The 18,717-nt window shown below is 59.4% G+C and carries 19 protein-coding genes; 6 read left to right on the forward strand and 13 right to left on the reverse strand.

Going from position 1 to position 18,717, the window contains the following annotated elements; translation table 11 throughout:
• From sirB2 to hemA, 4 genes are read right to left on the reverse strand one after another with little or no spacing between them, the layout of a single operon-like run.
• On the reverse strand, positions 1-393 hold the full coding sequence (gene sirB2, locus BHE81_RS08935; RefSeq protein ID WP_004145428.1) for an invasion regulator SirB2: 393 nt from the start codon (positions 391-393) through the stop codon (positions 1-3).
• A complete protein-coding gene (gene prmC, locus BHE81_RS08940; protein ID WP_004891138.1) occupies positions 393-1,241 on the reverse strand; it encodes a peptide chain release factor N(5)-glutamine methyltransferase in 849 nt (282 codons plus the stop codon). The genes sirB2 and prmC overlap by 1 nt, the downstream gene beginning before the upstream one ends.
• Positions 1,241-2,323 carry a peptide chain release factor 1 gene (gene prfA, locus BHE81_RS08945; RefSeq protein ID WP_002910403.1) on the reverse strand — a complete coding sequence of 361 codons (1,083 nt, stop codon included), beginning with the start codon at positions 2,321-2,323 and terminating at the stop codon, positions 1,241-1,243. The genes prmC and prfA overlap by 1 nt, the downstream gene beginning before the upstream one ends.
• 42 nt (positions 2,324-2,365) lie before the next feature.
• Complete coding sequence (hemA, locus tag BHE81_RS08950; RefSeq protein WP_004891136.1) at positions 2,366-3,622, reverse strand: glutamyl-tRNA reductase; 1,257 nt, start codon at positions 3,620-3,622, stop codon at positions 2,366-2,368.
• Between the two features lie 270 nt (positions 3,623-3,892).
• On the opposite strand from hemA, the gene lolB reads away from it, so the two are divergent.
• The 4 genes from lolB to dauA all read left to right on the forward strand — a co-directional run bounded on the left by lolB (position 3,893) and on the right by dauA (position 8,287).
• Positions 3,893-4,504 carry a lipoprotein insertase outer membrane protein LolB gene (lolB, locus tag BHE81_RS08955; protein WP_002910405.1) on the forward strand — a complete coding sequence of 204 codons (612 nt, stop codon included), beginning with the start codon at positions 3,893-3,895 and terminating at the stop codon, positions 4,502-4,504.
• The gene (ispE, locus tag BHE81_RS08960) at positions 4,504-5,352 is read left to right on the forward strand and encodes a 4-(cytidine 5'-diphospho)-2-C-methyl-D-erythritol kinase (protein WP_014343188.1); all 849 of its coding nucleotides are present in this window, start codon (positions 4,504-4,506) and stop codon (positions 5,350-5,352) included. Before lolB ends, ispE begins: the two co-directional genes overlap by 1 nt.
• Positions 5,353-5,535: 183 nt before the next feature.
• The gene (gene prs, locus BHE81_RS08965; protein WP_002910407.1) at positions 5,536-6,483 is read left to right on the forward strand and encodes a ribose-phosphate diphosphokinase; all 948 of its coding nucleotides are present in this window, start codon (positions 5,536-5,538) and stop codon (positions 6,481-6,483) included.
• Between the two features lie 124 nt (positions 6,484-6,607).
• Positions 6,608-8,287: a C4-dicarboxylic acid transporter DauA gene (gene dauA, locus BHE81_RS08970; RefSeq protein ID WP_110246359.1), complete on the forward strand. Its 1,680-nt coding sequence runs from the start codon at positions 6,608-6,610 to the stop codon at positions 8,285-8,287.
• Here the strand turns inward: dauA and BHE81_RS08975 are convergent, their stop codons facing one another.
• Positions 8,288-9,334, reverse strand: a complete 1,047-nt coding sequence (locus tag BHE81_RS08975; RefSeq protein ID WP_004175547.1) for a MerR family transcriptional regulator — start codon at positions 9,332-9,334, stop codon at positions 8,288-8,290.
• 220 nt (positions 9,335-9,554) lie between these two features.
• On the reverse strand, positions 9,555-9,830 hold the full coding sequence (gene ychH / locus BHE81_RS08980; RefSeq protein ID WP_002910437.1) for a stress-induced protein YchH: 276 nt from the start codon (positions 9,828-9,830) through the stop codon (positions 9,555-9,557).
• Positions 9,831-10,102: 272 nt separating this feature from the next.
• On the opposite strand from ychH, the gene pth reads away from it, so the two are divergent.
• Both pth and ychF read left to right on the forward strand, forming a co-directional pair.
• A complete protein-coding gene (gene pth, locus BHE81_RS08985) occupies positions 10,103-10,687 on the forward strand; it encodes an aminoacyl-tRNA hydrolase (protein WP_009307591.1) in 585 nt (194 codons plus the stop codon).
• Positions 10,688-10,804: 117 nt separating this feature from the next.
• Complete coding sequence (gene ychF, locus BHE81_RS08990; protein ID WP_002910443.1) at positions 10,805-11,896, forward strand: redox-regulated ATPase YchF; 1,092 nt, start codon at positions 10,805-10,807, stop codon at positions 11,894-11,896.
• 80 nt (positions 11,897-11,976) lie between these two features.
• On the opposite strand, the gene BHE81_RS08995 is transcribed toward ychF, so the two are convergent.
• From BHE81_RS08995 to tssF, 7 genes are all read right to left on the reverse strand, one after another.
• Positions 11,977-12,306: a DUF1869 domain-containing protein gene (locus BHE81_RS08995; RefSeq protein ID WP_004145442.1), complete on the reverse strand. Its 330-nt coding sequence runs from the start codon at positions 12,304-12,306 to the stop codon at positions 11,977-11,979.
• Between the two features lie 83 nt (positions 12,307-12,389).
• Complete coding sequence (locus BHE81_RS09000; RefSeq protein WP_002910453.1) at positions 12,390-13,304, reverse strand: sugar ABC transporter substrate-binding protein; 915 nt, start codon at positions 13,302-13,304, stop codon at positions 12,390-12,392.
• Positions 13,305-13,435: 131 nt separating this feature from the next.
• On the reverse strand, positions 13,436-14,851 hold the full coding sequence (locus BHE81_RS09005) for a VasL domain-containing protein (RefSeq protein ID WP_009307590.1): 1,416 nt from the start codon (positions 14,849-14,851) through the stop codon (positions 13,436-13,438).
• 19 nt (positions 14,852-14,870) lie between these two features.
• On the reverse strand, positions 14,871-15,314 hold the full coding sequence (tssE, locus tag BHE81_RS09010) for a type VI secretion system baseplate subunit TssE (RefSeq protein ID WP_004152261.1): 444 nt from the start codon (positions 15,312-15,314) through the stop codon (positions 14,871-14,873).
• A 2-nt stretch (positions 15,315-15,316) separates the two neighbouring features.
• Complete coding sequence (gene tssJ / locus BHE81_RS09015; RefSeq protein ID WP_004184604.1) at positions 15,317-15,853, reverse strand: type VI secretion system lipoprotein TssJ; 537 nt, start codon at positions 15,851-15,853, stop codon at positions 15,317-15,319.
• Positions 15,834-16,850: a type VI secretion system baseplate subunit TssG gene (gene tssG, locus BHE81_RS09020; protein WP_004152910.1), complete on the reverse strand. Its 1,017-nt coding sequence runs from the start codon at positions 16,848-16,850 to the stop codon at positions 15,834-15,836. The genes tssJ and tssG overlap by 20 nt, the downstream gene beginning before the upstream one ends.
• Positions 16,851-16,879: 29 nt before the next feature.
• Positions 16,880-18,643: a type VI secretion system baseplate subunit TssF gene (gene tssF, locus BHE81_RS09025; protein WP_110246360.1), complete on the reverse strand. Its 1,764-nt coding sequence runs from the start codon at positions 18,641-18,643 to the stop codon at positions 16,880-16,882.
• Positions 18,644-18,717 lie beyond the last annotated feature (74 nt).

Here is an 18,717-nt window from a genome sequence, read left to right on the forward strand (position 1 = left end):
CTACCCCAGTATCGGTATTCTTGTGATGGCGAGTTGAATGATGATAAACAACACCACCAGCGCCAGCAGGAACGCGATAAAGCGGCTCTGCTGGCTGCGCGGACGACGACGGCCCAACGCGATAAAACCTAATGCGATGTAAATGATAACGCCAAACAGCTTTTCAGTCAGCCATGCGCCGTCTTCTGTGAACGGCAGGTAGTGCGTTATCGCCATTAACCCCGCGCCGCTGAGAAACAGCAGCGTATCGCTGCAGTGCGGCGCAATTCGCACCCACCGCTGGTTCAGCAGCGGGCTCTGGTGATACATCCACCAGTAACGTAAAACGAACAATCCTACCGACACCGCCACTGTGGCAATGTGCAGGTAGAGGACAGCCGTGAATAAGTTCATCAGCCAACATTCTCCATGTCGGGTAAACGTCCGAGGGTCAGACGCTCATTGTCGCCATAGTCGCGACAGGTCGCGACGTCCAGATAGCCCGCTTCGCGGAACAGCGCGCGAACCGCCTCGCCCTGAGTCCAGCCATGCTCCAGCAGCATCCAACCGCCGGGCTGCAGATACTGCCGTCCCTCGCGGATGATATGCGCCAGATCGGCCAGCCCCTGGTCGCCTGCGACCAGCGCCGTCAACGGCTCAAAGCGCACATCGCCTTCGGCGAGATGCGGGTCGGCGGCGTCGATATAGGGGGGATTGCTGACGATCGTGGCGAAGCGCTGCCCGTCCAGCGCGCTAAACCAGTCGCTTTGACTTATCGTCACGTTAGCGATGCCCAGATGTTCGGCATTGCGCAACGCCAGCGCCACGGCGTCCGGCATCACGTCCACCGCGGTGACCTCACAGTCCGGACGTTCGCTGGCCAGCGCCAGGGCAATGGCGCCGGTCCCGGTGCCGAGGTCGAGAATACGGCACGGCGCGGTTGGCAGACGCGCCAGCGCCTGCTCTACCAGACATTCGGTATCCGGGCGGGGGATCAGCGTCGCCGGGGAGACGAACAGCGGCAGCGACCAAAACTCGCGCTGCCCGACCAGATGAGCAATAGGTTCCCCGCGCTGGCGTCGCACCAGGAGCGCCTCCAGCCTCGCCGCCTCGTCAGCAGAGAGCGTCGTTTCACCGAAGGCCAAAATCCAGGTTCGCGCCCGGCCGGTAACGTGTCCCAGCAGGATCTCGGCGTCGCGTCGTGGGCTGTCGCTCTCCGCCAGGCGGGCGATCGCCTGATGCAGCCAGGCCTGAAAGGTCATCATTCCTGCTCGGACAGCGCCGCCAGCTGATCGGCCTGATGTTCCTGGACAATCGGCTCAATCAGCATGTCGAGTTTGCCCTCCATCGCCTCATCCAGACGGTAGAGCGTCAGGTTGATGCGGTGGTCGGTCACGCGGCCCTGCGGGAAGTTATAGGTGCGATTGCGGTCGCTGCGGTCGCCGCTGCCCAGCAGGTTGCGGCGCGTGGAGGCTTCCGCCTGCTGACGTTTGGCCACTTCGGCGGCGCGAATGCGCGCGCCCAGCACCGACAGCGCCTTGGCTTTGTTTTTATGCTGAGAACGCTCGTCCTGGCACTCCACCACGATGCCGGTGGGCAGGTGGGTAATGCGGATAGCCGAGTCGGTGGTGTTAACGTGCTGACCGCCTGCCCCGGAGGAACGGAAGGTATCGATGCGCAGATCTGCCGGGTTAATGTCCGGCATTTCGGCTTCCGGCAGCTCCGGCATCACCGCCACCGTACAGGCGGAGGTGTGGATCCGCCCCTGCGATTCGGTGGCCGGCACACGCTGCACGCGATGGCCGCCGGATTCAAATTTGAGCCGACCATAGACGCCGTCACCGCTGATCTTGGCGATCACCTCTTTAAAGCCGCCGTGCTCACCTTCGTTGGCGCTGAGGATCTCTACCTGCCAGCGGCGCGATTCTGCGTAACGGGTGTACATGCGGAATAGATCGCCGGCAAACAGCGCTGCTTCGTCGCCGCCGGTCCCGGCGCGCACTTCCACGAAGGCGTTACGCTCGTCATCAGGATCTTTCGGCAGGAGGAGAACCTGCAGCTGTTGCTCCAGCTGGTCGCCTTTTTCTTTGGCGTCACGCAGCTCTTCCTGCGCCATTTCGCGCATTTCCGGATCGTCGAGCATCATCTGCGCGGTTTCAATATCCTCCTGCACCTGACGCCAGTCGGTATAGCAGCGCGCCACATCGCTCAGTTGAGCATACTCCCGCGACAGCGCGCGGAATTTATCCTGATCGGCAATCGTCGCGGCATCGCCGAGCAGCGCCTGCACTTCTTCATGGCGCTCGTACAACGCTTCCAGTTTGGCAACAATAGAAGACTTCATAGGCGTGAATTCACCCTGTCCTGAAAATAAGAGAAAGGTGCGCTATTCCAGCCCGAGGCTGTTGCGCAGAATATGCAGACGTTCGTCGTCCCCGTCACGGGCGGCCTGCTGAAGAGATTTGGTTGGCGCGTGGATCAGGCGGTTAGTGAGCTTGCGCGCCAGATCCTGCATAATTTCCTGGGCATCACCGCCCTGCTCCAGCGCGGCCAGCGCTTTCGCCGTCAGCTCCTCACGGACCTGCTCAGACTGAGAACGGTATTCGCGAATGGTCTCGCTGGCGCTCTGCGCGCGCAGCCAGGCCATAAATTCGCTGGTTTCCTGCTCGACGATCGATTCCGCCTGCACCGCGGCAGCCTTACGCTGCGCCAGGTTATGCTGAATGATGTTTTGCAAATCGTCGACGCTGTAGAGGTAGGCGTTAGCCAGTTTGCCGACCTCTGGTTCAACGTCGCGCGGGACGGCGATATCCACCAGCAGCATCGGCTGGTTACGCCGCGCCTTAAGCGCACGCTCCACCATGCCTTTGCCGATGATCGGCAGCGGGCTGGCGGTGGAGCTGATAATGATGTCGGCCTCTTTCAGCCGTTCGTCGATATCGCTGAGGGCTATCACCTCGGCGCCCACTTCCTCCGCCAGCGCCTGGGCGCGTTCACGGGTGCGGTTGGCGATCACCATTTTGCGCACGTGATGTTCGCGAAGATGGCGCGCTACCAGCTCAATGGTTTCACCGGCGCCGACCAGTAACACGGTGACGCTGGAGAGCGATTCAAAGATTTGCCGCGCCAGGGTACAGGCGGCGAAAGCCACAGAGACCGCGCTGGCGCCGATATCGGTTTCGGTACGCACGCGCTTAGCCACTGAAAAGGATTTCTGGAACATCCGCTCCAGCTCGCTGACGTTAAGATGGCCGCGGCTGGAGTCGGCGAAGGCTTTTTTCACCTGGCCGAGGATCTGCGGCTCGCCCAGCACCAGCGAATCGAGGCCGCTGGCGACGCGCATCAGATGGCTGACGGCGTCATTACCCTGATGCCAGTAAAGGCTTTTTCGCAGGTCTTCTTCGTTGAGGCCGTGGTAGTTGCACAGCCAGCGGATCAGCGCTTCCTGCAGGTTATCCTGCTCTTCGACGCTGAGATAGAGTTCCGTGCGGTTGCAGGTCGACAGCACCACCCCACCCTGCACCATCGGCTGAGCCAGCAAGCTCTCCAGCGCCTTATCGAGCGTTTCCGGCGAAAACGTGACGCGTTCTCGCAGGGCGACCGGAGCTGTTTTGTGATTGATGCCAAGAGCTAAAAGGGTCATTGTGAGGGAGTAGTACCAGCGTTGCTAAGGTTAGTCTGAGTGCATCATACAGGATGCGCGTAATCAATAAAAGAGAGGCTCCCCTTTTGGAGTAATAGTTAAAGCAAGACCGCCATTAAGGTTAATTTTTTGATTTCAGACAACTTGAACGTAGACGCTATGGCCCGGCGACGCTAGCATTAAGGGTTATAAATGTAACCTGCTACACAAATCGGCCCGCTGTTCCCTGTCGCCGTTTTTCCCTGTAGACATCAAGGATTTGTCATCATTATGAATCGACTGTTCCGCCTGCTGCCGCTGGCCAGCCTCGTCCTCACCGCCTGTTCTCTTCATACGCCGCAAGGGCCTGGCAAAAGCCCGGATTCGCCGCAGTGGCGTCAGCACCAGCAGGCTGTCCGCAGCCTCAATCAGTTCCAGACCCGCGGGGCGTTTGCCTATCTTTCCGATGAGCAAAAAGTCTATGCCCGCTTCTTCTGGCAGCAAACCGGCCAGGACCGCTATCGCCTGCTGCTGACCAACCCGCTGGGCAGCACCGAGCTGTCGCTGACCGCGCAGCCGGGCAGCGTGCAGCTGATCGATAACAAAGGCCAGACCTATACCGCCACTGATGCCGAAGAGATGATTGGCCGTCTGACCGGGATGCCGATCCCGTTGAACAGCCTGCGCCAGTGGATCATCGGCCTGCCGGGCGACGCCACCGACTATTCGCTGGACGATCGGTACCGTCTGCGTGAACTGAACTATACGCAAAACGGCAAAACCTGGCACGTGACCTACGGCGGCTACACCAGCGATACCCAGCCAGCCCTACCGTCCAATGTCGAGCTGAACAATGGCGCTCAGCGCATCAAGCTGAAGATGGATAACTGGATCGTGAAATGATGACCCGCTGGCCCTCTCCTGCAAAACTGAATCTGTTTTTATATATCACCGGCCAGCGGGCCGATGGTTACCATACCCTGCAAACGCTGTTTCAGTTTCTCGATTACGGCGATACGTTGACCATCGAACCGCGTAGTGACGGCCAACTGCGCCTGCTGACGCCGGTGGCCGGCGTGCCGGACGAGGAGAATCTGATCGTTCGCGCCGCGCGTCTGCTGATGCATGCCGCCAGCGAAAGCGATCGCCTGCCGGCGGGCAGCGGCGCCGATATCAGTATCGATAAGCGCCTGCCGATGGGCGGCGGCCTGGGCGGTGGCTCCTCCAATGCCGCCACCGTGCTGGTGGCGCTCAACCATCTGTGGGGCTGCGGTCTCTCGGAAGATGAGCTGGCGACTCTTGGCCTTCAGCTGGGGGCCGATGTGCCGGTTTTCGTGCGCGGCCATGCCGCCTTCGCCGAGGGGGTGGGTGAAATACTGACGCCGGTAGAACCCGAGGAAAAATGGTACCTGGTGGCCCACCCGGGGGTCAGTATTCCGACGCCGATCATTTTTCGCGATCCGGAGCTACCACGAAATACCCCGCGCCGGTCAATTAATACGTTATTAAATTGTGAATTCAGCAACGATTGCGAGCTTATCGCAAGAAAACGTTTTCGCGAGGTTGATGCCGCGCTTTCCTGGCTGTTAGAATATGCGCCGTCACGCCTGACCGGCACAGGGGCCTGTGTGTTTGCTGAATTTAACACCGAATCCGCTGCCCGTCAGGTGCTAGACACTGCCCCGGCATGGCTAAATGGCTTTGTGGCGCGCGGAGTTAACCTTTCGCCGCTCAAGCAGGCCCTGCTCTGAATCCTGCGCCGTGATGGCACATTGATAATGAGTCAGCCGGGGAAATTGAGTTACGGTGACAACGTCACCCTGTTCCAGACGTTGCATCGTGCTCTTTAAATACACCGACTGGATCGAATGGCGCCATCCCGCACATTATTGGCCCATTCATCCACCACTGGACGCATGCCTGAGGTTCTTCTCGTGCCTGATATGAAGCTTTTTGCTGGTAACGCCACCCCGGAACTAGCACAACGTATTGCCAACCGCCTGTACACTTCTCTTGGCGACGCCGCTGTAGGTCGTTTTAGCGACGGCGAAGTCAGCGTACAAATCAATGAAAACGTACGCGGTGGTGATATTTTCATCATCCAGTCCACTTGTGCTCCCACCAATGACAACCTGATGGAACTGGTTGTTATGGTTGATGCTCTGCGTCGTGCTTCGGCAGGTCGTATCACCGCCGTTATCCCTTACTTCGGTTATGCTCGTCAGGACCGTCGTGTTCGTTCTGCTCGTGTGCCAATCACCGCGAAAGTGGTGGCGGATTTTCTGTCCAGCGTCGGCGTTGACCGCGTGCTGACCGTTGACCTGCACGCAGAACAGATCCAGGGCTTCTTCGATGTGCCAGTCGATAACGTGTTCGGCAGCCCAATCCTGCTGGAAGATATGCTGCAGCTGAACCTGGACAACCCGATTGTGGTTTCTCCGGACATCGGCGGCGTCGTGCGTGCCCGCGCTATCGCTAAACTGCTGAATGATACCGATATGGCTATCATCGACAAGCGCCGTCCGCGCGCCAACGTCTCCCAGGTGATGCACATCATCGGCGACGTTGCCGGTCGTGACTGCGTGATGGTCGACGATATGATCGACACCGGCGGCACCCTGTGTAAAGCGGCAGAAGCGCTGAAAGAGCGTGGCGCGAAACGCGTATTCGCTTACGCAACGCACCCAATTTTCTCCGGCAACGCTATCCAGAACATCAAAAACTCTGTCATTGATGAATTTGTCGTCTGCGATACCATTCCGCTGGCACCAGAAATTAAAGCGCTGGATAAAGTGCGTACTCTGACGCTCTCCGGTATGCTGGCTGAAGCTATTCGCCGTATCAGCAATGAAGAATCTATCTCTGCTATGTTCGAACATTAATCGAGCCCAGCACAAAAACCCGCTGCGGCGGGTTTTTTTGTCTCCGCACCTTATTTGTATGATCAATGCCTCCTTCACCTGCCATTTAGTTGACAGATGATGCGCTCATGGATGAAACATTATTGTGAACAGATTATTTTCCTCACATGTGATGCCTTTCCGCGCCCTCATCGACGCTTGTTGGAAAGAAAAGTACACCTCCGCCCGCTTCACGCGTGACCTGATCGCCGGGATCACCGTCGGGATCATTGCGATTCCGCTGGCGATGGCGCTGGCGATTGGCAGCGGTGTGCCGCCGCAGTACGGCCTCTATACCTCAGCGGTGGCAGGGATTGTGATCGCCTTGACCGGCGGGTCACGCTTTAGCGTTTCCGGTCCGACCGCCGCCTTTGTGGTGATCCTCTATCCGGTTTCCCAGCAGTTTGGTCTGGCGGGACTGCTGGTGGCGACGCTGATGTCGGGGATCTTTTTAATCCTCTTTGGCCTGGCGCGCTTTGGCCGCCTGATCGAATATATCCCGCTGTCAGTCACCCTCGGCTTCACCTCGGGGATCGGTATCACCATCGGCACCATGCAGATTAAAGATTTCCTCGGCCTGCAGATGCCCCATGTGCCGGAGCATTATCTGCAGAAAGTGGCGGCGCTGGCGATGGCCCTACCGACCATTAACGTTGGCGATGCCGCCATCGGCGTCGTTACTCTTGGCATTCTGATCCTCTGGCCGCGGCTGGGTATCCGCCTGCCGGGCCACCTCCCGGCGCTGCTGGGCGGCTGCGCGGTCATGCTGGTGGTCAACTTGCTCGGCGGCGATGTCGCGACGATCGGCTCACAGTTCCATTATCAGCTGGCGGACGGCACTCAGGGCAATGGCATTCCGCAGCTGCTGCCGCAGCTGGTATTGCCCTGGGATATGCCGGGCTCAAACTTTACCCTGAGCTGGGCCTCGCTGCAGGCTCTGCTGCCTGCCGCCTTCTCAATGGCGATGCTCGGCGCCATTGAATCTCTGCTGTGCGCGGTGGTGCTTGATGGCATGACCGGCACCAAGCACAAAGCCAATAGCGAGCTGATTGGCCAGGGGCTGGGCAACATTGTCGCGCCGTTCTTCGGCGGGATCACTGCCACCGCGGCGATTGCCCGCTCGGCGGCGAACGTCCGCGCCGGCGCCACATCGCCAGTTGCCGCCGTGATCCACGCCCTGCTGGTGATCCTGGCGCTGCTGATCCTCGCCCCACTGCTCTCCTGGCTGCCGCTGTCGGCGATGGCCGCCCTGCTGCTGATGGTGGCATGGAATATGAGCGAGGCGCATAAAGTCATCAATCTGCTGCGCCACGCGCAGAAGGACGACATCGTGGTGATGCTGATGTGCATGTCGCTAACGGTGCTGTTTGACATGGTGATCGCTATCAGCGTCGGGATCGTGCTGGCTTCGCTGTTGTTTATGCGCCGTATCGCACGCATGACTCATCTGGCGCCGGTCAACGTCGAGGTGCCAGACGATGTGCTGGTGCTGCGGGTAATTGGGCCGCTGTTCTTTGCCGCCGCCGAAGGCTTGTTCAACGATCTGGAGACCCGGATCGCCGGCAAGCGCATCGTGGTGCTGAAATGGGACGCGGTGCCGGTTCTCGACGCCGGTGGCCTGGATGCCTTCCAGCGCTTTGTGAACAAGCTGCCGGAAGGCTGTGAATTGCGCGTATCTAACCTCGAGTTTCAGCCGCTACGCACGCTAGCGCGCGCCGGCGTCAAGCCGCTGCCCGGACGCCTGAGCTTCTACCCCGATCGTCAGGCCGCGCTGGCTGACCTGTGATCACCCGGCGGCAGGTCCCTGCGCCTGCCGCATCAAGGATCCGGTCGCCTGCTGCAGCCAGCTCAGCACTGCCGGCGTCATCCAGGTGCCCTTCATCAAATGCGGCTCCTGCTCCATTGCCCGACGAAACTTCTGCAACGTCTGCGGCCGGGTACCGGCGTAGGACTGAAACAGTTCAAGCCACGCCCGGGCCAGCGCCTGACCCGACGCCGAGTCCGGCGCTACGCCCTCCCGGCACGCCTGATGCAGCTTCGCCACCAGCGCAGGCCACTCCTGTAGCCGGTCAAAATAGTGCTGGCGGGTGAACGCCATCTCTTCTTCGTCAAGGTACCGCGCCCAGATGGCCAGTTTGCTTTCGGCAAAGGCCTCGGTGATATAGGCGATGATTGCCGGCGTGACGCCGGTCTGTTCAACCATCTGCGGCTCGGCGGCATGCATCTCGTTCAGGCGGGTCAGAAACTCCGGACGCCCGGCCGTATCCTGCTCCAGGCGCTCCATCCAGCGCGTCGCCAGACGCATCGCCTGCGGACTGTCCGTCGGGCAGCCGCTCGCCATCAGCGTCTGCACCTCCTCCGTTAGCTCGCGCCACGCCTGCGCCCGCTGTTCATCCTGTGCCGCAAACGGCAGCGCGGCTAACTCCTGTTGACTAAACCAACGATCGTACATTTTCATTAACTCCAGCGTCTGTAGCCAGGACTCCAGATCGGGTTCATTGCCGCTCGCCAGCGCCTCGCGCAGCACCAATAGTCGGTCGCGCAGCCTGCCAACATCGCGTAGCTGGGCGTTGAGCATATCTATCTGCTGCGTCAGCAGCTCGGGCAGCGACAGCGTTTGCCGATCGAGATAGTCCTTGATTGTGGCGAGCGTTAGCCCGGCCTGCGCCAGCGCCTTTATCATATGCAGGCGCTGAACCGCGGACAGGTTATAGAGCCGATAGCCCGCCTCGCTTCTGGCCGAAGGCGTTAACAGCCCCGTCTGTTCATAATGATGCAGCGTACGTACCGTCAGTCCGGCACGCTTCGCCAGCTCTCCCACCTGAATTAACATGACTGCTCCTCTCTGTGGCCAGGACCGCTACTCTGCAGCCTGACGTAACGTCAGGGTCAAGCAAAAACCGCGCTTGCTATTCATTTTTGCTGGCAACCATAGCAGCACGAAGGCCAGGACGGAATGGGGACGTAATATGGCGGGAAAAGAGGAAGAGATAAAGTGAGACACAGAAAAGCGCATCGGCCTTCAGCGGCCGATGCGGGAAATCATGCTACGGTTAGCTGTGACGATGCTGGTTACGACGGCAGCGTTTATCGTAGTGGCGCACCCACCAGTAGCGGTCGCTGACCTGCTCGTGGCCGCCAATACGGGCACCGGCCAGCCAGAGCACTGCGCCAACGAAGATGCTTAGGATTGCGCCATGCGCAAAGAATTGTGGCAGGTTAAGCTGCGGAAGCTGGTTCAGAATGGAGTAACCTACCCCCACAACCATCACCACCAACCCTAACCCCATGAGTACGTTACCGAGTAACGAAGCGTTTTTGCGTTTCATGTGTCACCTCCGGACTTTGGGTTGCCAGGGAATGTCCCCAAATCTTATAGGTGTAGTATAGACAAGGTCTCTTCTGCGGAGTGCGTCCACGATCACATTAGTGAACAGCGAATAGACAAAAATTTACAAATAAGTCTATGAACCATATCAAATTCTAATGATTTAGTGAGTAAATCATCAATGCGGGTATTGTCTAATAGCCAGAATTTTGTCAAGCGCGCCCGCAGACAGTACACTACGCGGCAGAGAATGCCCCATGCAGGATAGAAAACGTGACCATTAAACTGATTGTCGGCCTGGCCAACCCCGGTGCGGAATATGCCGCCACCCGGCACAACGCTGGCGCCTGGTATGTGGATTTACTGGCGGATCGCCATCGTGCGCCGCTGCGCGAAGAGAGCAAATTCTTCGGCTACACCTCGCGCATCAACCTGGCGGGCGAGGACGTCCGCCTGCTGGTCCCCACTACCTTTATGAACCTCAGCGGTAAAGCCGTGGCCGCGATGGCGACCTTTTATCGCATCAACCCGGATGAAATTCTGGTCGCCCATGACGAGCTGGATTTACCGCCGGGCGTGGCGAAATTTAAGCTTGGCGGTAGCCATGGCGGCCACAATGGCCTGAAGGATATCATCAGTAAGCTCGGCAATAACCCGAACTTTCACCGTTTACGCGTCGGAATCGGCCATCCGGGCGACAAAAACAAGGTTGTCGGCTTTGTGCTTGGCAAACCACCGGCCAGCGAGCAGAAACTGATCGATGACGCTGTCGACGAAGCGGCGCGCTGTACCGAAATCTGGTTAAAGGACGGGCTGACCAAAGCGACCAACCGTTTGCACGCCTTTAAGGCGCAATAAGCCGTTGTCGTGCGGCATTTTTGCCGCGCACCGTGTATAATAGGCAAAGCTATTCAATTTTCTGCAATCTGTTCCTTGTAACAGATTGATTATCCAAAGATTAAGGTGATTTAAATCATGGGATTCAAATGCGGTATCGTCGGTTTGCCCAACGTCGGCAAATCCACCCTGTTCAATGCGCTCACCAAAGCGGGTATTGAAGCGGCCAACTTCCCCTTCTGTACCATTGAGCCGAACACCGGTGTCGTACCGATGCCCGATCCGCGTCTGGACAAGCTGGCTGAAATCGTCAAACCGCAGCGCATCCTGCCGACCACCATGGAGTTCGTGGATATCGCGGGCCTGGTGAAAGGCGCGTCCAAAGGTGAAGGTCTTGGCAACCAGTTTCTGACCAACATCCGTGAAACCGAAGCCATCGGCCATGTGGTTCGCTGCTTTGAAAACGATAATATTATTCACGTCGCGGGGAAAGTGAACCCGGCGGAAGATATCGACGTTATCAACACCGAACTGGCGCTGTCTGACCTTGATACCTGCGAACGCGCGATTCACCGCGTCTCCAAAAAAGCCAAAGGCGGCGATAAAGACGCGAAGGTTGAGCTGGCCGCGCTGGAAAAATGCCTGCCGCAGCTGGAAAACGCCGGTATGCTGCGCGCGCTGGATCTGACCAAAGAAGAGAAAGAGGCCATCCGCTATCTGAGCTTCCTGACCCTGAAGCCGACCATGTACATCGCGAACGTCAATGAAGACGGTTTCGAGAACAACCCGTACCTCGATCAGGTTCGCGCCATCGCCGAGCAGGAAGGGTCTGTGGTGGTGCCGGTGTGCGCCGCCGTTGAAGCGGACATCGCCGAGCTGGACGATGAAGAGCGTGACGAGTTTATGGCTGAGCTGGGCCTCGAAGAGCCGGGCCTGAACCGCGTGATCCGCGCCGGTTACGCTCTGCTGAACCTGCAGACCTACTTCACCGCGGGCGTGAAAGAAGTTCGCGCATGGACCATCCCGGTCGGAGCGACCGCGCCGCAGGCAGCCGGTAAGATCCACACCGACTTCGAAAAAGGCTTTATCCGCGCGCAGACCATCGCTTATGAAGACTTCATTGCCTACAAAGGCGAACAGGGCGCGAAAGAAGCCGGTAAAATGCGTGCTGAAGGTAAAGACTACATCGTGAAAGATGGCGATGTGATGAACTTCCTGTTCAACGTCTAATCCCACTGGCTGGCGTTTTCGCCGCCACCGCGCAAAAAAATCCACGCAGCGGCGTGGATTTTTTTTACCCAGGCGACACGCTACTCCACAATATGGGTATCTTCTGCCGCCTCGTAGCCATCAACGATCTGCACAATTTTCTTTAACTCAGCCTCAATAAAAGCCGGGGTAGCGCTTTCCCCTGAGGCCGGGTGATGAAGCTCCACCGATATACCGCTGGCGGCATTGGTCAGCGACAGGCTGATCTCCTGCTGGCCCCGCGAGGACGAAGAACGCCCGATATGCTGCATGATAGCCGCCGCCGCCGCGCGCGTATCAACGTCTGCGAGATGCCCCCATCTCATTTCAACATGCCCCTGCTGCCCTGCCTTTATCACCTGCAGCGTATAGCCGCTTCTTGCCGTTGCCATGCCTTTTCCTCCGATTTAGTTGCCCGGGCGTCACATTATCAGCCCGGTTTTATCAGCCAGGTTCGCGCACCTGCGCCTTGCCGTTAATGACTCTTTTCCACATAGGTCTGCATGTTTTCTTTGGTCACTAACTCAAACGGGATCCAGACATGAGACTCGACCTTTTCTCCTTTAATCAGCTTCAGCGCTACCGCTAAGGCCGTTTTGCCCTGACCGACGGCGTCCTGGAAAACCGTCACCTGAATCTTATCGCTGGCCAGGGCTTTCAGCCCGTCCGGGGTGGCGTCGATCCCGCCGATCAGCAGCTTCTTCTGGCTTTTCTCCAGCGCCATCGCCGCGCCAATCGCCATCTCATCGTTGTTCGCCGCCACAATATCAATCGCTTCTCCGTTGCCCGTCCAGTTCTGCATCAGATCCATGCCCTCGCTGCGGGAATAGTTGGCCGGCTGTTTCTGCACCACTTTCATTGCCGGATACTTGGCCACCACCTGCTCCACATCTTTGGTGCGCTGCAGCGCGCCGGCGTCGGTGAGATTGCCGATCATGATGGCGACGTTGCCTTTGTAGTTCGCCAGCTTCGCCAGCGCCTCCATCTGCAATGTGCCAGACTCCCGCTCGTCCGAACCGACAAACACCACGCCGGGCGGTAACGTTTTATCCCCCGGCGTCCGGTTCACATACACCAGCGGCATTTTGGCCTGCTGCGCCATCTTCGTCAGCTGCGGGGTGCTGGCGGAGTCCACCGGGTCGACGATGATCGCGTCCACGCCGGAGGCGATGAAGCTCTGCACCTGATCGGCCTGGCGTCCGGTGTCGCCGCGGGCGTCTTCAAACTGTACGTCGACGTGGCGGGCTTGAGCTTCTTTCTCAATGGACTGGCGGATAATAGTGAGAAAGTTTTGATCGAAGTAGGCCATTGAGACGCCGATCTTCTCTGCTAATGCCGAAGCGGAACTGGCCAGAAGGCCTACTAACAGGATGATTTTACAGTGCTTCATAGTATGCCCTCAGAGATCGAAATAAAATTTTCAATACAACTACAAACGGTATATTTAAATCATTTTCAGACTACGAAGGGCGTTCGGTTCTTGCAATATTGATGTAAAGAAAATGTTGCCATGCGCACACTTTATTTCACCGCCTCACTCACCGAGGGCTCACCGGTTGCGGGGAGCGCAGCGGTCGGCGACGCCGGCTGTTTTCGCTTCAGCAGGGCATACTCCACTATCAGCTGTTGCAGATGCAGCTCCGCGAGGCTTCCCCGCGCGGCTGGCCAGGGTTGATCAACCGGAAGCGCGGCCAGCTGGCGCAGCTGCTCCTCCAGCGGAACAGCTCGGTTAAACGACTGTGTGATGGCAAATACTGCGGTTTTCAGTTCGCTCACCGTCAGGTACTTCCCCTTCTGCTCGTCGAGGGCATTGAGCTGGTCGGCGAGCCGCTGCAGCTGCAGCATGCCCTCCGACCAGCCGGTAAGGTTTTCCGCGGGCAATGCGCCAGCACTCAGCTGCTGCCGCCACTGCTGCGCCAGCGGTTGCGCCTGATCCGGCCAGCGGATAAGGGCCTGGTGGACCAGCTGGTCGCCGTAGCTGACCGCCCAGTCCGGCGCCAGGCGGGCAAGCTCGCCAAGCTGGCGCTGCGTCTGTGGCAGATCAACCGGCCCCGGGGGCGTTGTCGCCGGCAGGCCCGGTATCGGTCCGGCATTTTGGGTGACCGAAATGGGCGGCAAGTCGGACTGACGCAGCGCCAGCCATCCGCCGACGGCGATACCCGTTACCGCCAGCATGGTAACCATCCCGGCGATAAACGGCTTCCAGCGCGGCGCGGCTGCCGGAGTAGACGCCGCCACCGGCGCGGGCCGCTTTGCAGGTGAAGGCGGAGCCAGCGGCTCAGCCTTTGGTCTACGTTTTAGGTCTGGCACTGGCTCAGCCTTCGCCGCATCCTCTTCGCTGACCAGAGTGCCGGGAAGTTCCGCGTCAGACACCGCCACCGGCGGCGCGGTGGGAAGCGCTGGCGCAGGGTCGAGGCTCTCGAAGCGAGTTGCCGTGCTGTGCAGTAGCGCCCGCAGGTCGCTCAGCTGGTTTTCAGGAGCGATCTCAAGGCGCTGGAGCACTGCGTCGAAGCTTTGCAGCGAACGTTCAGCCTGCTCAAGCGAATCAACATCCTCTGGGGTAAGATTCAGGGTACGGATCACCTGCCGCAGCCGCTTGCTCAGGGTGCGGAAGATCTCTGTCCGGGCCGGGAGCGCCTGTGGCCACAGGTTTTTCCCCTGACGAACCAGCAGCGACTCCATAAGCGTCAGCCCCTCATTGATCCCTGCCACCCCGCCCAGCCGGGCGCGGGCCAGGGTATACCAGGCGACAGTCTGCAGGTCCGCGCCGTGATGCTCCAACAGCCCGCGGGCAAGCTGCTCGGCATACGGCCAGTTAATATCCGGCCGCGCCGGGTGGCTGAGCTTGTTCATTTCCGCACGCAGGGCCATAAAATCAGCCAGCGTGCGCGGGTCGCCACCGGCTTTATAGTGACGGTCGTGGTGTGTTGTCATCATGATGTCTTTCAGCGAGAGATTAGAGGGCGGAGCGGGCGTCAAGGTACTGCTGACGTTTGAGGTGGCGGATCAACACCCTGCCCTCGGGCATAAACTCCGTGCCGTAACGCACCAGGCCAATATCCTTCAGCTCCGCATCAATGGCATAGCGCAGTTCGCCGGGCGCATGCTGATCGAGCATCACCACCGCGATCCGCTGCAGGCGCGGTTCGTATTTCAGCAACACCGCCGACAACGTGCTCATCAGCTGGTGCGCCGACGCTGGCATCCCCTGGAGGATAGCGGTCATATCCGGCAGGCCGTAGTCCGGCAGATGCGCCAGCGTTCCGGCCCGACAGTTGAGGATGCGCTGCATGTTATCGAGCACCGACAGGATGACCTGATCCGTTTCGCTGACAGTATTCAGGTCAAGCCCGCCGGCGAAATTGCCGTACAGGATGTCATACAGGGAGGGACGAGGCATTTTCACTTCTCCTTAAACGGGTGCAGCGTCAGTTGATTTTGGCTGGCTTCGATAATGCGCGGCCTCGCCGGATCAAGTTCGTCCCGGGTGAGTACCAGCCGCCAGCTGTTTTGCGTCAGGTCTGGATCGATAAACATGGCCGCCACCGCCACAAACTGCGCGCTGGTTTCCATGGGCATATCGACGGTCACCGATTCGCCCGGACGCAGGCGAACATCTTTTTCCGCCACCCGGTCCGCCTGCAGCGCCTGGCCATCGCCGGCAAACAGCGACGGGTAGTCAGTATTGTCGAACGCTTGCCGGTCCTTCAGCTGATAAATACGCACCACCGTCGCCAGGGAGGCGCCTTTGGCGTTGTTATTCACGCCTTCCCGGGCGCGAAGATCCAGATGCAGGGTTTTCACCTGGGGGTAAAAAATGGACTGGGTCACGGAAACGGCGCCGTCTTTCACGGTCTGCGTCAGGCCGCAGCCGGTTAAGAGGGTAACCATGAGGAATGCCAGCAACCTGGCGGAGGGTTTAACTGCGGTAATCGCCATCTTCATCGCTCTCCCTGCGGTGGATATTTTCCCGGACGCGCTGATAGCGCCCCAGATAAATCGTGACTCTGTCGTCAGCCTGTTTCTGCGCATCCAGAGGACGCAGCACAGCGGTACGGCCGAGCTGGACGGCATGCTCCTGCTGGCAGCAAAGTTGCGCATCCGGCAGTAAATGGCGGGCGACGCAAAGCTGCAGCCGCACGTCAAGATGAGATCCGAGCCAGACGTGCAGAAGCGCCATCAGGTCGCTGAACAGTTCGCCGCCGGGCAGCCAGCCGCGAACCTCATCAGGCTTTTCCGTGGCCAGCTGCAGCAATACCTGACCGTTCACATCCGTGGCGTGGGTTCCCATCACTGGCCTATGTTGCAGGCTAACCGGCTGACGGACGCTCATCGTTAACGGCTGCGACAAGGGGATCCGGCAGGGATCGTGGTGGTACACCGTCGCCCGGGTCCCCGGGGCCAGGAGCGCCACCAGCGCCTCCATGCCTTCCCCGGATCTCCCCGGCAGCATCATCACCGGCAGCAGCGCCAGAAATCGCGACAGCGGCGCTGCGGCAACGGCGGCACATCCCGGTATACCCAGCCCCGCCAGGCCCAGCAGATACTGCGAGATGTTGTCCGTGCCGCCCGCCCGAAAGGTTGCCGGGTAGGAATATTTGCGCCAGATACGGTAATACTGGGCGATCAGCCGATGGTTAAAGATATCGAGGAAATCCTCGGTGGCCTCGACGCCTTCCCGCCGTTGCGCAATGTCATCGCTATAGTGGGTCGGCAGCGGGGATTCCACGCCGTAGAGTCCCATAAAAGTCACGCGAACCGCCGGCGAACGGGGCGGTTCAGGATCGTCCATTCCACGGATTTCGCCAGCCGGAAAGCCCATCCCCGGATGCGGGCGAAAGCGTATGGGTTCATCACCTACTAGCCAGCCGCTGCCGATGATCGGCGCCTTCGGATGGTTCTTCTCCAGCAACTGGCAGAAGCGGTAAAAATTCATGTACGGCAACTGAGGCCGGAGCTGCGCCATCAGCCGGGCAGGCGCAGACTGTGATTCTCTTTCCACCGGATACATTTCCCTTCAGGTTGAACAATGAGCGTCAGCTGGTTGAACTGATTCATATCGGCATACAGTGCGAAAAAGCGGTTGAGCATGTCGCCAAACAGGTGGACATCGCCCGCACCGGTAAATCCGCTACCGTCGAGCGTCACTTCAATATCCAGCCCGCGCAGCAGGAAACCCTGCTCGAAACGCTGAATTCGGTGATGGCTGACCGCCAGAATGGCGTCCAGACGGCGATTATTGAGCTCATCCTCCCGCCAGTTGTAGAGCGACAGCGTGCCGCGCAGCACCTCGGCGCTGCTCATCATGTTGAGAAAACGGGTGCCCAGATGGCTCATGACCCGCCAGTGGTAGCGGTCTTCCGCCGGGGGATAGGCCGGCAGCGTGGGCTTACAGAGATTGCGGACGGTAAGCGGCGTGGCTGATATCGACTCACAGCGATCCAGCAGCGTGCTCTGTAGCGCCCGGCGCGGCAGCTGGCCGTTAGTGCCGGTGATGCGCAAGGAGACCGTTTCCCGCGCCAGCTCCCGGTCAGCCTCCCATTGCTGTCCGCCGAGGATAAGCCAGGTATCGTGCATGCCGGTTACGCCCCGTTTTACGCGGGTGTGGTAGTAGCGCTCCGGCGCATGGCGACGCATCATTCCCCCCTGGTGACGAAAGCGGGTGAAAGGCACATAGCGTGCCTCCCCGGTGCGCCCGGAGCCGGTCACGCTGTCAACAGAATAGATTTCGGTATGCCCGTCCTGCAGGCGCTTCGGACGCAGGAGATATTCGCTCTCCAGCCCGCTGATGGTCAACGGATCGGCCTCAAGGGTAAACAGGTTAATCACCGGCACACAGTGCAGGCGCAGGCTGCTTGCGCTGACGGGTAGATCACTTTGCCAGACCTCGCTGAACACCACCTCAAGCGTGAAATGCGATATCCCCGCCGGCAGGGTGATGTTTTCCAGGCCATTTAGCTGCACGAACATAAATTTTTCGCGAAAGGTGAAATACTCGAGCAGCAGCTGATAGCCGCTGAAAGCGCTCTCCCCCTTCGGCCATAAACGATCCTCCTCGCTGAATCCCCCCGGGGAAAAATAGCCGTCGAGGCTTACCCGCTCTGTCTGACCCGGCAGACGCAGGTACAGCGCGGCCTGGCGTCGGGTCAGCCACAGATGGAGGGCGCTGCCGGTAACAGCGTCTTCCCCCAGGTACAGCGCCAGGCGGCGGAGATCGGTCTGCGACCAGTCAGCCAGCTCGCTACAGGCGAATCGTAGTCGCAGGGCCGAACGTCCGTCCGGCTCCGCCGTCATCACCGCCTCCTCTATCGCCAGCGGGTTAAGCGTCAGATCGCGGGTGGTTCGGTACCGGCACACGGTATTTTTCGGCCCCAGTGGGCGGGAGCTAATCTCAAACCCGGCGGGCACCGTTTCCGCCATCTTCATCGCCGGCAGCGTTGGGGTCAGCGCCACCATCGATAGCGATGGAATAGTGCGCAAATAGTGCGGCCACAGCATGCTGACCAGCCCCTCGGTCAGCTCCGGCAGATCATCATCAATTTTTTCGCGCAAGCGACCTACGGAAAAGGCAAAGCCTTCAAACAGGCGCTCAACGTAAGGGTCCGGCGTACCGGCTTTATCGAGATCCAGCATCGCCGCCCGATCGGGGTGAGCCTGCGCGAACGCTTTTGCCGCCTCGCGCAGGTAGCGCATTTCAGCATCAAAATATCGCAGGGTTAAATCGTCCATTATGAATATTCCCTTATTCGTCTACAGGGAGACACGCAGCATGGCTGCGCGGTCAGATTAGTTGGCCGTCGGGC

This window comes from Klebsiella sp. AqSCr, assembly GCF_008452795.1.
GTDB lineage: Bacteria > Pseudomonadota > Gammaproteobacteria > Enterobacterales > Enterobacteriaceae > Klebsiella > Klebsiella pneumoniae.

Bases quoted from the DNA above. Each gene is read 5' to 3' on its own strand.
- sirB2 (WP_004145428.1), bottom strand. From the start codon at position 393: ATGAACTTATTCACGGCTGTCCTCTACCTGCACATTGCCACAGTGGCG.
- prmC (WP_004891138.1), bottom strand. From the start codon at position 1,241: ATGACCTTTCAGGCCTGGCTGCATCAGGCGATCGCCCGCCTGGCGGAG.
- prfA (WP_002910403.1), bottom strand. From the start codon at position 2,323: ATGAAGTCTTCTATTGTTGCCAAACTGGAAGCGTTGTACGAGCGCCAT.
- hemA (WP_004891136.1), bottom strand. From the start codon at position 3,622: ATGACCCTTTTAGCTCTTGGCATCAATCACAAAACAGCTCCGGTCGCC.
- lolB (WP_002910405.1), top strand. From the start codon at position 3,893: ATGAATCGACTGTTCCGCCTGCTGCCGCTGGCCAGCCTCGTCCTCACC.
- ispE (WP_014343188.1), top strand. From the start codon at position 4,504: ATGACCCGCTGGCCCTCTCCTGCAAAACTGAATCTGTTTTTATATATC.
- BHE81_RS08975 (WP_004175547.1), bottom strand. From the start codon at position 9,334: ATGTTAATTCAGGTGGGAGAGCTGGCGAAGCGTGCCGGACTGACGGTA.
- ychH (WP_002910437.1), bottom strand. From the start codon at position 9,830: ATGAAACGCAAAAACGCTTCGTTACTCGGTAACGTACTCATGGGGTTA.
- ychF (WP_002910443.1), top strand. From the start codon at position 10,805: ATGGGATTCAAATGCGGTATCGTCGGTTTGCCCAACGTCGGCAAATCC.
- BHE81_RS08995 (WP_004145442.1), bottom strand. From the start codon at position 12,306: ATGGCAACGGCAAGAAGCGGCTATACGCTGCAGGTGATAAAGGCAGGG.
- BHE81_RS09000 (WP_002910453.1), bottom strand. From the start codon at position 13,304: ATGAAGCACTGTAAAATCATCCTGTTAGTAGGCCTTCTGGCCAGTTCC.
- BHE81_RS09005 (WP_009307590.1), bottom strand. From the start codon at position 14,851: ATGATGACAACACACCACGACCGTCACTATAAAGCCGGTGGCGACCCG.
- tssE (WP_004152261.1), bottom strand. From the start codon at position 15,314: ATGCCTCGTCCCTCCCTGTATGACATCCTGTACGGCAATTTCGCCGGC.
- tssJ (WP_004184604.1), bottom strand. From the start codon at position 15,853: ATGGCGATTACCGCAGTTAAACCCTCCGCCAGGTTGCTGGCATTCCTC.
- tssG (WP_004152910.1), bottom strand. From the start codon at position 16,850: ATGAATTTTTACCGCTTCTGCCAGTTGCTGGAGAAGAACCATCCGAAG.
- tssF (WP_110246360.1), bottom strand. From the start codon at position 18,643: ATGGACGATTTAACCCTGCGATATTTTGATGCTGAAATGCGCTACCTG.